At 52.7% G+C, this 12,085-nt stretch carries 10 protein-coding genes; 1 reads left to right on the forward strand and 9 read right to left on the reverse strand.

Annotated features, from left to right (window positions below):
* Positions 1–132: 132 nt before the first annotated feature.
* Positions 133–798, forward strand: a complete 666-nt coding sequence (gene yieH, locus AQ981_RS05370; RefSeq protein WP_058910714.1) for a 6-phosphogluconate phosphatase — start codon at positions 133–135, stop codon at positions 796–798.
* A gap of 39 nt (positions 799–837) precedes the next feature.
* Here the strand turns inward: yieH and AQ981_RS05375 are convergent, their stop codons facing one another.
* From AQ981_RS05375 to glmS, 9 genes are all read right to left on the reverse strand, one after another.
* Entirely contained in the window at positions 838–1,998 is a 1,161-nt protein-coding gene (locus AQ981_RS05375; protein WP_058910774.1) for an esterase, read from the reverse strand.
* Positions 1,999–2,044: 46 nt separating this feature from the next.
* Positions 2,045–3,625, reverse strand: coding sequence for a carbohydrate porin (locus AQ981_RS05380; protein ID WP_058910715.1), 1,581 nt, complete (start codon positions 3,623–3,625; stop codon positions 2,045–2,047).
* Positions 3,626–3,664: 39 nt separating this feature from the next.
* Positions 3,665–4,996, reverse strand: a complete 1,332-nt coding sequence (locus tag AQ981_RS05385; RefSeq protein ID WP_058910716.1) for a PTS transporter subunit EIIC — start codon at positions 4,994–4,996, stop codon at positions 3,665–3,667.
* 284 nt (positions 4,997–5,280) lie between these two features.
* On the reverse strand, positions 5,281–6,006 hold the full coding sequence (gene phoU / locus AQ981_RS05390) for a phosphate signaling complex protein PhoU (protein WP_058910717.1): 726 nt from the start codon (positions 6,004–6,006) through the stop codon (positions 5,281–5,283).
* A 68-nt stretch (positions 6,007–6,074) separates the two neighbouring features.
* Positions 6,075–6,848 carry a phosphate ABC transporter ATP-binding protein PstB gene (gene pstB / locus AQ981_RS05395; RefSeq protein WP_058910718.1) on the reverse strand — a complete coding sequence of 258 codons (774 nt, stop codon included), beginning with the start codon at positions 6,846–6,848 and terminating at the stop codon, positions 6,075–6,077.
* 49 nt (positions 6,849–6,897) lie between these two features.
* Positions 6,898–7,785 carry a phosphate ABC transporter permease PstA gene (gene pstA, locus AQ981_RS05400; RefSeq protein WP_058910719.1) on the reverse strand — a complete coding sequence of 296 codons (888 nt, stop codon included), beginning with the start codon at positions 7,783–7,785 and terminating at the stop codon, positions 6,898–6,900.
* On the reverse strand, positions 7,785–8,744 hold the full coding sequence (pstC, locus tag AQ981_RS05405; RefSeq protein WP_058910720.1) for a phosphate ABC transporter permease PstC: 960 nt from the start codon (positions 8,742–8,744) through the stop codon (positions 7,785–7,787). Before pstC ends, pstA begins: the two co-directional genes overlap by 1 nt.
* A gap of 136 nt (positions 8,745–8,880) precedes the next feature.
* Positions 8,881–9,921: a phosphate ABC transporter substrate-binding protein PstS gene (gene pstS, locus AQ981_RS05410; RefSeq protein ID WP_058910721.1), complete on the reverse strand. Its 1,041-nt coding sequence runs from the start codon at positions 9,919–9,921 to the stop codon at positions 8,881–8,883.
* Between the two features lie 287 nt (positions 9,922–10,208).
* Positions 10,209–12,038, reverse strand: coding sequence for a glutamine--fructose-6-phosphate transaminase (isomerizing) (gene glmS / locus AQ981_RS05415; protein WP_058910722.1), 1,830 nt, complete (start codon positions 12,036–12,038; stop codon positions 10,209–10,211).
* Positions 12,039–12,085: the final 47 nt, after the last annotated feature.

The following is a 12,085-nucleotide window of genomic DNA, read 5'->3' on the forward strand; positions in this document are numbered from 1 at the left end:
TATCCTATACCAAAATGCCGCGATATTGACGGCTGAAGCTGACTTTTTTTCATTGAATTTGCTTATACGGCATCGATTGCGTGGATCGAACAGCATAGAGTAAACGTTCAACTTGTAGAAACAGGAAATGGCATGTCCCAACCCGAAGCGGTTTTTTTTGATTGCGATGGCACGCTGGTCGACAGTGAAGTCATTTGTTCTAAAGCTTATGTCCATATGTTCGCGCAGTCGGGCATTATGCTGGATCTCGAAGAGGTATTCCGGCGCTTTAAAGGGGTCAAGCTCTACGAAATTATTGATACCGTCAACGCCGAACATGGCGTCAATCTGCAACGCGATGAGCTGGAACCGCTCTACCGGGCTGAGGTAGCGCGCCTGTTCGACAGCGAGCTGGTAGAAATTACCGGCGCCGCCCGCCTGCTGGAAACCATCACCGCCCCGATGTGCGTGGTCTCTAATGGCCCGGTCAGCAAAATGCAGCATTCGCTGGGGAAAACCGGCATGTTGCACTACTTTGATCAGCGGTTGTACAGCGGTTATGACATTCAGCGCTGGAAACCCGATCCTGCGCTGATGTACCACGCCGCCAGCGCGATGGGCGTGGAGGCACAGCGTTGCATCCTGGTGGATGATTCGTCAGCTGGCGCTCACTCGGGGATCGCTGCGGGTATGGAAGTGTTTTACTTCTGCGCCGATCCCCACAATAAACCTATCGATCACCCGCTGGTGACCACGTTTACCGACCTCGCACAGCTTCCCGAATTGTGGAAAGCCCGGGGCTGGAATCTGACGCGCTGAAAAAACGCGACAGCCCGCCAGGCGTGGCGGGCTTATGTTTTATTTAAACAATTTCTGGACAAACTCCGCATACGCCGGGCGCCAGACATCCATTTCATGACCCAATTCCGGATAAGCGCGATAGTCAAATTTCACGCCGTTCTGTTCAAGCTCGCGTTTCAGCGCCGCAATATCACCGCCGGTAACGCCGTCCTTCTCGCCAACCACCAGGGCAAAGTAGCGCAATTGCTGATTAATGCTCTGCGGCTGATTCAGGCGTTTTTCCACATTACGGTTGGGGACCGTGGCCGTGGTCACCCCGCTGAATGACGCCAGCCAGCCAAAACTTTCCAGATGGGTCATACCAGAGACCAGCGCCTGATATCCCCCCTGAGACAACCCGGCCAGCGCCCTGCCGTCCGCATCCGGACGGACGTTAAAACGCTGCCCGATCAGTGGAATAATATCGTTCATCAATTCGCGGTCAGCCGCCTGCGCATTGGCAGGGTAAAAATCTTTGCGCCGCTCAGCGGGCGGGAAGTTTTCCGGTACCGCGTGGGGGATATCGGTTTCCGTATCCGGTATTACCACCAGCATGGGCTTAATCTTCCCTTCCGCCAGCAGGTTATCCATGATCTGCGGAATGCGCCCCTGGGTTACCGCCGACAGACCAGTATCGCCAAACCCGTGATAGAAGTAGAGTACCGGCAGCGCATCGCCGGTACCGTCATATCCCGGCGGCGTCCAGACATAAAGCTGGCGCTCAGCGCTGAGGGCGGCGGAATGATAAGTCAGGGTTCGCAGGTCGCCGTGCGGTACTGCCCGGGTATCCAGAATGCTGCCCGGTACCAGCACCAGGCTGGTATTCACCTGTCGCTGAGGTTTTGGATAACTGCTGCCTGGATCCGCCGAACGAAAACCGTCAATATTAAAAAAATACTCATACAAACCGGCGGATAGTACCGGACTACGCCACGACCAGATGCCGCCGGCATCGCGCGTCATGACGTGAGAGGCCAGACTCTCCGGGGTAGCGCCAGTGACGACCGCAACCCGGCGAGCGTCAGGCGCCCAGAGGCGGAATGTCACACTGTTATCGGCATTCACAGCCGTAATATAATTTTTTACCGGAATACTAAAGTCCGGCACTTTTGGCAATGGGGACGTTTCAGCCCATGAACCCACCGGGGCGAATGCCAGGACACCGGCCAGCAAAAGCATTACACCATTTTTTTTAAAAGTCATTTCTATAACCCTCAATGATTAATTACCACCAGACTTCAGCCTGTATACCAAAGGCAAGCTGATTATTTTTATCATCAGCGTATCTGAACTGATCGAGCTCATTATCAAGAACATGCATATAAGTACCGTAGAAGCGAATTTCCGGCCGGGAGGTGAGCATACTGGTGTTAACTTTCAACGCATGATAAAGCGTCGCCTTATATCCTGACTCGGTAAATTTGTCGTCAAATTTATTTTTATTAGTCTGGGTGAAATACCCCAACTCAACGCCGCTCTGATTATATTTACTCCAGATATAAGCAGGCCTGACGACCGCTCTGATACTTTCAAAATCGCTGTGTGACCCGGTCTCATAGCTATAAATATCATTCCCCGCCGACCAGACCAGCGCATGGGCGACAATCACATCATCGGCGAGATAATTTTCTCCCTGAGAAACCAGGCGCAGCGCTGTGCCATTAGTATGTTCGCCATAATAGCGCCCCATATTGGTCACGAATGGGCTGGACCCCGCATATCTTGAAAAACTACTGGCCGTCGAATTATTGGCGACCAGCAGGCTTAATTCATTAAAGCCGCCGCCGTCAAACTGGTGAGTGAGGGCCGCGCCCAGCATCCAGGTATCTTTCCACTGGTAATAAGCACCACTATTTTCATTGTCTTTCTGGGTACCATTTTTATTCGCCATCGTATAGCGACCACTGAGCAGCATATCGGCCTGCGCCCAAAGTGGAATTTTTTTATAGCGTACATCAATAGTGTTGGCATTGACTTTCTGGGAGCTGGTCAATGAGGTGTTATAAACATCCACATCATCCCGCGTCAGGCCGATATCCAGCTTCCCGGGCCCAAGCAGCCAGTTCTCGATTCCCACCCCGCCAGAGCCATCGGTACGCTGGGTTTTCCAGTCAAGCATTTGTACTTCGTATTTTTGTAGCCCGTGTTTACCGACCCAGAAATCAGCAGCCGGAGCAAAGGGCAGAAAGCCATTGGCGGTTACGTACATATCAGAAAACTGCAGAAAATTGTCATTGGCTTTATTATCGCCGAACCAGCCAGTGGCATAATTTTGCCCGACATTACCATCCAGCATCACCACCGCTTTTACAGTTTTTCCGTTTTCATGATAAACGCGCTGCGATAGCTGAAGATCAAACCAGCTGGAATATTCATTGCCCAGACGCCCCAGGGAGCCAATCGCCCAGGAGGTCGGCGAGCCATTTGATGTCGTCGCCCATCCCGATCGGAAATAACCGTTGTAGCTAAAACCAATTTCATCCTTAACAAATTTACTGAGGTCCTTCATGGTGATAGCTGTTACTGTGGATGTCTTTTCCGCTCCCTGATCCGTACCCGGCTGAGACTGAACCAACACCGCCACAGGCGGCATTTTGTTTTGTTGCGGCGCAGCAGCAATAACTGTCTGCTGGTGATTTTTTTCTTTCTCCTGGTAGCGCTTCAGTGCCTGTTTTGTCTCCTGCAAATCTTTTTCCAGCGCCGCCAGCCGTTGTTCAATTGTCATACCTGCCGCCTGGCTATCTGCCCGGCAGGCAACTGAGGGGAAAAAAAGCGCGCACGCAATGAGATAAGATAGTTTTTTCATCGTTTCCTTTCCTGAAGTGATAGTCCTTAATGGAGATATTTATTTTTTTCGCGGTATACCGAAAAGACAGCTACCAATAAAAGCAAAAAACAGAGCAACGCCCGAGCCAATCACCGCAGCCCATACCGTCATATCAACACCGTGCGGTGGAATAATTTGCATAAAGGTAAATATACTGGCCATGCCAAATGAATAAACCTGCGTTCCGCCGATGCCAATAATAATGCCGCCGGCGACCGCGCCTGTGCAGCCAAAAATAAAAGCGCGGCGGTATGGCAATGTGACGCCATATACTGCGGGCTCTGTAATACCAAACAGCCCGGTAATGGCAGCAGAACTGGCGATCATTTTTTTCTGCGCATCGCGCTGGCGCAGACTAATTCCCAGGCAGGCTCCGACCTGGCCCATCACTGCCGGTAGCACCAGAGGAACAAAAGTGTCATGTCCGAGAACCGTCAGATTATTAATCGCTACCGGGACAAAACCCCAGTGCAGCCCAAAAATAACGAACACCTGCCATAATCCGGACATTAACCCGCCAGCCAGCCACGGAACCATGTTGTAAACAACCTGATATCCCTGAGCGAACAATTGACTCAGGTAGACGGAAACCGGCCCAATGAGGCTAAAAGTCAGAGGTACAACGATGATCAGACAAAGTAACGGGGTGATAAAATTTCGTATTGCCACCGGCAGTCGTGGATAAACAAAACGTTCCAGCCGGCAGCTCACCCATGAAGCGAAAATGATCGGTATTACCGACGCGCTATAATTCAATACCCTGACCGGTATCCCAAAAAAATCCACGCTCAGCCCCGCAGACTGCACTATCAGCGGATACATCAGCGCGCCGCCAATGGTCAGGGTAACAAAAGGATTACCGCCAAATTTCTTTCCGGCGGTGTAACCGAGCACCAGCGGAAAGTAGTTAAAGAGCGCATCGCTGGCGCTGTACAGCAGCATCCAGGCCGCACTTTTTTCCTGTATCCAGCCGCAGACGGCCAGTAACGAAAGCATTCCTTTCAGAATCCCTGCCGCGGCCATGACCCCCAGAAACGGCGCAAAGATCCCGGAAACCAAATCGATAAAGCGCCCCAGCAAGGTCTCTTTACCATCCGGCATATCCTCTGCTGGCCCGAGGTTTTTAACCAACAGCTTATAAACATCATTGATGTGATTACCAATCACCACCTGATACTGACCGCCGCTCTCCAGCGCCATAATAATGCCCGGGTGATTACGTAACATTTCCGTCCCGGCCAGCGAACTATTTTTTAATTTAAACCTCAGGCGCGTAGCGCAATGGATCACACTGACCACATTGTTCTTTCCCCCAACCCCGGCAATAATGTCCTGTGTCAGTTTTTCCATCGCTTTTTCCACTCAAAAAATCACATTCTGAAAATTCAGGCAAAAAAAAACCTGCCCCCTCCACAGAAGGGTCAGGTTTTGCCTGCGATATGCAGTAACAATCCGTAAAATTTACCTGAAAATAAGCTAATTAAATTTCCAGACAATTATAAAATGCATAAACTGTGATGAATAACGAAAATTATCACCAAAATATAAACAATATAAATATAAAAACAAATCACATAAAACAAATAAATAAAAAGCCACCCATATGCAGGTGGCTTTATAAAGAATAACGAAGGTTACTCTTTAGGGTCCTTCCCGGCCAGCAGTTTATCCAGCTCATCTCCGCCAACGTGACGGAAATCCTGCCCTTTAACGAAATAGAAAATATATTCGCAAATATTCTGGCAGCGATCGCCGATCCGCTCGATAGAACGGGCGCAGAACAGCGCTGTCAGTACGCTGGGTATGGTGCGCGAATCTTCCATCATGTAGGTCATCAGCTGACGCACAATCCCTTCATACTCCTGATCGACCTTTTTATCTTCACGGTAGATTCGTACCGCTTCGTCGAGATCCATACGCGCGAAAGCGTCCAGTACGTCATGCAACATCTGCACCGTATGGCGCCCCAGCGATTCCAGACTCACCAGCAACGGCTGGTGCTGGTGGGAAAACTTCTCCAGCGCGGTACGGCAAATTTTATCGGCAACGTCGCCAATGCGCTCCAGTTCGGCAATGGTTTTGATGATAGCCATCACCAGGCGCAGGTCGCTGGCCGTCGGCTGGCGTTTGGCGATAATGCGCACGCAGGCTTCATCAATCGCCACTTCCATCATGTTGACCTTTTTATCGCCTTCAATAACGTGCTTCGCCAGCTCGCTATCCTGGTTATGCATCGCCGTGATGGCGTCAGACAACTGCTGCTCCACCAGCCCGCCCATGGTCATGACCTGGGTGCGGATATATTCCAGCTCGGCGTTAAACTGGCCGGAAATGTGTTTATTAAGATTGAGATTATCCATGGTGCTCTCCTGATACCCGACATCCGGCCCGCGTCTGATGGTCGGGGACCGGAGATGACGGGAACGCATCAACCGTAACGGCCAGTAATATAGTCTTCAGTCTGTTTTTGCTTTGGCCGGGTAAACAGCTCGTCCGTGTCGCTGAACTCCACCAGCTCGCCCAGGTACATAAACGCCGTATGATCGGAACAGCGCGCAGCCTGCTGCATATTGTGGGTTACAATCACCACCGTATAGTCCTGCTTGAGCTCGGTGATCAGTTCTTCAATTCGCCCGGTGGAAATGGGGTCAAGAGCGGAACAGGGTTCATCAAGCAGTAATACTTCCGGACGGATGGCAATCCCGCGGGCAATACACAGACGCTGTTGCTGACCGCCAGAGAGAGAGTACCCGCTCTGGTGTAATTTATCTTTGGTTTCATTCCACAGTGCGGCCTTGGTCAAAGCCCACTGGACGCGCTCGTCCATATCCGCCCGGGAGAGTTTCTCAAACAGGCGAACGCCAAAGGCGATATTGTCATAAATCGACATTGGAAACGGCGTCGGCTTCTGAAACACCATCCCGACTCTGGCGCGCAGCAGGGCGATATCTTGGGTATTGGTGAGAATGTTTTCACCATCCAGCAAAATTTCCCCTTCTGCCCGCTGATCCGGATACAGTTCAAACATTTTATTAAAAGTGCGCAGCAGCGTGGATTTACCGCAGCCTGACGGCCCGATAAACGCCGTCACCTGGTTTTTGGTAATGTCCAGATTGATGTTCTTCAGGGCATGGAATTTCCCGTAATAGAAGTTCAAATCGCGAACCTGAATTTTGCCCGGGGCGGTATCAACCATACTCATCGGTGTCTATTCCTCATGCGGCGCGGCGACCATGCCCCGCCGTTAAAAATTAATGCTTACGCTTCGCAAACAGTATGCGCGCCAGAATGTTCAACAACAGCACGCAGACGGTAATAATCAGCACCCCGGCCCAGGCCAGTTGTTGCCATTCGGCGAACGGGCTCATAGCAAATTTAAAAATGGTCACCGGTAGGTTGGCCAGCGGCTGCATCATGTCGGTACTCCAGAACTGGTTGGAGAGCGATGTGAACAGCAGCGGCGCGGTTTCACCGGCAATACGCGCAATCGCCAGCAGCACCCCGGTGATAATTCCGGACACCGATGCTTTCAGCGTAATGGCGGAGATCATTTTCCATTTCGGCGTACCCAGTGCGTATGCTGCTTCACGCAGGCTGTCCGGCACCAGTTTGAGCATATTTTCCGTGGTGCGGATAACGATAGGCACCTGCAGCAGCGCCAGCGCAATCACCCCGGCCCAGCCGGAGAAATGTTGCATCTGCGCCACAACAATGGTGTAGACAAACAGCCCCACGACGATCGACGGCGCGGAAAGCAGAATGTCGTTAATAAAGCGAATCACTTCCGCCAGCCAGGACTTACGACCATATTCCGCCAGGTAAATACCGGCCATAATACCGAGCGGCGTACCGAAAATAGTCGCCCACAGGATCAGCAATCCGCTACCTGCCAGCGCGTTCGCCAGACCGCCGCCGGCAGTATTCGGCGGCGGCGTCATTTCGGTAAACAGCGCCAGCGACATACCGTCGATACCGCGAGTGATAGTCGACAGCAGGATCCAGACCAGCCAGAACAGGCCAAAGGCCATGGTCGCCATCGATAGCGTCAACGCCACGCGGTTTTTCATACGACGGCGGGACTGCATTTTACGGCGCGATTCCGCCAGTTCAGCCGGAGTTTGCATTTCCATGGTTGCCATCAGCGTGCTCCCTCGTTCTTCGCCAGGCGCAGAATCATCAGTTTAGAGACAGCCAGCACAATGAAGGTAATAACAAACAGAATCAGGCCGAGCTCCATCAACGCGGCTACGTGCAGCCCGGACTCCGCCTCGGCGAATTCATTGGCCAGCGCCGAGGTGATACTGTTCCCCGGCATATACAGCGAGGCGCTGTCGAGCTGGTAGGTGTTGCCGATGATAAAGGTGACCGCCATGGTTTCCCCCAGCGCGCGCCCCAGTCCGAGCATAACGCCGCCAATCACCCCGTTTTTGGTGAACGGCAGTACGATGCGCCAGATAACTTCCCAGGTGGTACAGCCAATGCCATAGGCTGACTCTTTCATCATCACTGGCGTTTGTTCGAACACATCGCGCATTACCGAGGCAATGTAGGGAATTATCATTATCGCCAGGATCACACCGGCGGCCAGAATACCGATGCCGAACGCCGGACCGGAAAACAGCGCGCCAAGAATAGGCACCGCGGAAAGAATATTGCCGACCGGCTCCTGGAAGTATGTCGCGAACAACGGAGCGAAGATAAACAGCCCCCACATGCCGTACACAATACTGGGGATTGCCGCCAGCAGCTCAATGGCGATCCCCAGCGGTCGCTTAAGCCAGCCAGGCGCCAGTTCGGTAAGAAACAGGGCGATACCGAAGCTCACCGGCACCGCAATCAGCAGCGCGATAAACGAGGTAACCAGCGTGCCGTAAATCGGCACCAGCGCGCCATAGATATCATTAGGGGCATCCCACTCTTTGGTCCACAGGAAAGAGAATCCAAATTTCTCAATGCTTGGCCACGAGGAGAAGATCAGAGAAACAATAATACCGCCCAGCAGAAATAACACTATCAGCGCTGCCAGTCTGACCAGCGCACTGAAAATCATGTCACCTTTTTTCCCCGGGGGGTTAAACACAGGCTTTGATACCGCCATATTCCACTCTTTACGTTGAGCTCTGAAGAAGTGCCATGATACTGAATTTTCAGAAGGCTAACCGCATGATTCCCTCTGCGCGAGAGGGAATCCGTTAACCTCCTGAACCACAACGCTTCAGAGCAGGTAAGGCTGCTTAGTACAACGCTTTACCGCTGCTATCCTTGACATTGGTTTTCCAGGCGGCGCGAACCTGTTCAATCACGCTTTCCGGCAGTGAAGCATAGTCCAGATCGTTAGCCTGTTTAGCCCCTTCTTTGTAGGCCCAGTCGAAGAATTTCAACACTTCAACGCCCTGTTCTGGTTTCTTCTGCTCTTTATGCACCAGGATGAAGGTGGTAGAGGTGATCGGCCATACATCATCGCCTTTCTGGTTGGTCAGGTCCTGAGCGAAAGATTTGCTCCAGTCAGCCCCTTTAGCGGCATTAGAGAAGCTTTCTTCTGTCGGGCTAACCGGTTTGCCGTCGGCAGACACCAGTTTGGTGTAAGCCAGGCTGTTCTGTTTAGCGTAAGCGTATTCTACATAGCCAATGGAGCCAGGCAGACGCTGAACAAAAGCGGCGATGCCATCGTTACCCTTACCGCCCAGGCCGGTCGGCCAGTTAACGGTTGAGCCAGCGCCAACTTTAGATTTCCAGTCTTCATTCACTTTGGACAGGTAGCTGGTGAAGACGAAAGAGGTACCGGAGCCGTCAGCGCGACGTACCACGGCAATATTCTGGGAAGGCAGTTTCAGACCCGGATTCAGCCTGGCAATCGCCGCATCATCCCACTTCTTGATATTGCCGAGGTAAATATCACCGAGGGTTTTACCATCCAGTACCAGCTCACCGGATTTGACGCCCGGCAGGTTAATCGCCAGCACTACGCCGCCGATAACGGTCGGGAACTGGAATAACCCTTCCTGCTGCAATTTCTCATCAGACAGCGGAGCGTCGGAGGCGCCAAAATCGACGGTATTAGCGGTGATTTGTTTAACGCCACCGGAGGAACCAATACCCTGGTAGTTCACCTTATTACCGGTTTCCTTGTTGTAGGTATCCGCCCATTTGGCATACACCGGCGCCGGGAAAGTGGCACCCGCGCCAGTCAGGCTTGCTGCCGCCAAAGCGGAGAAAGCGCTCAGAGAGAAGGTCGCGGCGACAACAGTTGCGACGGTGGTACGCATAACGTTCATAATGTCTCCTGCTCGGTGTCGGTAATTCGTTGTTTGAGTTGCTATGCGAGCAAAATAGGACAGTTTGGTGACAGTTAAATGTACGAATTATGACAGTTTTATGACAGCGCAATTCCCCGGCAAATTGATTTAAAAAATGCTTATACAATCAATCTGTTATCTATAATTATAACCAAATAATGACCGGAGGATTTTCTTTTTATGAAAGGATTAACAGTAGCTGAAAATGACAAATTGTCATAAAACGCGGGGTAATGCCGCACCCGGATCGGGCGCGGCAGAGGGGGTTATTCCACGGTAACGGATTTAGCCAGATTACGCGGCTGATCCACATCGGTGCCTTTAATCAGAGCGACGTGATAAGACAGCAGTTGTAGCGGAACGGTATAGCAAACCGGAGCTATCACCTCTTCAACATGCGGCATCTGAATAATGCGCATCGTCTCGCTATCGCTGAAGCCGGCGTCTTCATCGGCAAACACATACAGCAGCCCGCCGCGCGCGCGAACCTCTTCAATGTTGGATTTGAGCTTCTCCAGCATGTCATTGTTCGGCGCCACAACAATCACCGGCATATCGGCGTCAATCAGCGCCAGCGGACCGTGTTTCAGTTCCCCGGCCGCATAGGCTTCGGCATGAATATAAGAGATCTCTTTCAGCTTCAGCGCCCCTTCCATGGCGATCGGATACTGATCGCCGCGCCCGAGGAACAATGCATGATGTTTGTCAGAGAACTCCTCCGCCAGCGCCTCAATACGCTTATCCTGAGACAGCATTTGCTCGATACGACTCGGCAACGTTTGCAGACCGTGGACAATTTCGCGCTCCACGGCGGCATCCAGCCCCTTCAAACGACTCAGCTTCGCTACCAGCATCAGTAGCACAGTAAGCTGGGTGGTGAATGCTTTCGTCGACGCGACGCCTATCTCGGTACCGGCTTTGGTCATCAGCGCCAGGCTGGATTCCCGCACCAGCGAAGACCCTGGCACGTTACAAATCGCCAGCGATCCGAGGTACCCCAGCTCCTTAGAAAGACGCAGCGCCGCCAGCGTATCGGCGGTTTCGCCAGACTGAGAGAGCGTTATCATCAGGCTATTGCGGCGCACCGCCGATTTGCGATAGCGAAATTCGGAAGCAATTTCGACATCGCAGGGCACGCCGGCCAGCGCTTCAAACCAGTAGCGGGAGACCATACCTGAATTGTAAGAGGTACCACAGGCGACTATCTGAATATGCTCGACCTGGGCCAGCAGCGTATCCGCATCGGGCCCCAGTTCGCTTAAATCCACTTCACCATGGCTGATGCGCCCGGTAAGGGTGTTTTTAATCGCGTCCGGCTGCTCGTAGATCTCTTTCTGCATGTAGTGGCGGTAGTGTCCCTTATCGCCGGCATCATACTGCAGGCTGGACTCAATATCCGGGCGCTTCACTTCTGTACCGCTGCGGTCGAAAATAGTGACTGTGCGGCGCGTCACTTCAGCAATATCGCCTTCTTCAAGGAAGATAAAGCGGCGGGTTACCGGCAGCAGCGCCAGTTGGTCTGAAGCAATGAAGTTCTCCCCAACCCCCAGGCCAATAACCAGCGGGCTGCCGGAGCGGGCGGCCAGAAGAACGTCAGGATTGCGGGTATCCATAATCACAGTACCGTAGGCGCCGCGCAGTTGGGGAATAGCGCGCATTACGGCCTCGCGCAGCGTTCCGCCCTGCTCCAGCTCCCAGTGCACCAGGTGAGCAATCACTTCAGTGTCGGTTTCTGAAACAAACTGATAGCCGCGGGCCTGCAGCATTTCGCGCAGTGGCTCGTGGTTTTCAATAATACCGTTGTGGACCACAACAACGTGTTCGGAGATATGCGGGTGAGCGTTTTTTTCCGACGGCTCGCCGTGGGTCGCCCAACGGGTATGGGCTATCCCGGTACCGCCATGCAGCGGCTGCTCTTCCACCGCCTGGGCCAGCATCTGCACCTTTCCGAGACGGCGTATCCGGGTCATCTTGCCCTGGCTATCAAGTACCGCCAGTCCGGCGGAGTCATAGCCCCTGTATTCCAGGCGACGTAGCCCTTCGAGAAGGATCTCAGCAATATCGCGTTGCGCGACCGCGCCAACAATTCCACACATAGTTAAATTTCCTGATGATGGCATTACGCCATGCGTTGTCGCTGACC

This window comes from Entomohabitans teleogrylli (assembly GCF_001484765.1).
GTDB classification, from domain to species: Bacteria; Pseudomonadota; Gammaproteobacteria; order Enterobacterales; family Enterobacteriaceae; genus Entomohabitans; species Entomohabitans teleogrylli.

Coding starts and splice junctions, on each gene's coding strand:
- AQ981_RS05375 (WP_058910774.1), bottom strand. CDS start 1,998: ATGCTTTTGCTGGCCGGTGTCCTGGCATTCGCCCCGGTGGGTTCATGG.
- AQ981_RS05380 (WP_058910715.1), bottom strand. CDS start 3,625: ATGAAAAAACTATCTTATCTCATTGCGTGCGCGCTTTTTTTCCCCTCA.
- glmS (WP_058910722.1), bottom strand. CDS start 12,038: ATGTGTGGAATTGTTGGCGCGGTCGCGCAACGCGATATTGCTGAGATC.
- phoU (WP_058910717.1), bottom strand. CDS start 6,006: ATGGATAATCTCAATCTTAATAAACACATTTCCGGCCAGTTTAACGCC.
- AQ981_RS05385 (WP_058910716.1), bottom strand. CDS start 4,996: ATGGAAAAACTGACACAGGACATTATTGCCGGGGTTGGGGGAAAGAAC.
- pstA (WP_058910719.1), bottom strand. CDS start 7,785: ATGGCAACCATGGAAATGCAAACTCCGGCTGAACTGGCGGAATCGCGC.
- pstS (WP_058910721.1), bottom strand. CDS start 9,921: ATGAACGTTATGCGTACCACCGTCGCAACTGTTGTCGCCGCGACCTTC.
- pstC (WP_058910720.1), bottom strand. CDS start 8,744: ATGGCGGTATCAAAGCCTGTGTTTAACCCCCCGGGGAAAAAAGGTGAC.
- pstB (WP_058910718.1), bottom strand. CDS start 6,848: ATGAGTATGGTTGATACCGCCCCGGGCAAAATTCAGGTTCGCGATTTG.
- yieH (WP_058910714.1), top strand. CDS start 133: ATGTCCCAACCCGAAGCGGTTTTTTTTGATTGCGATGGCACGCTGGTC.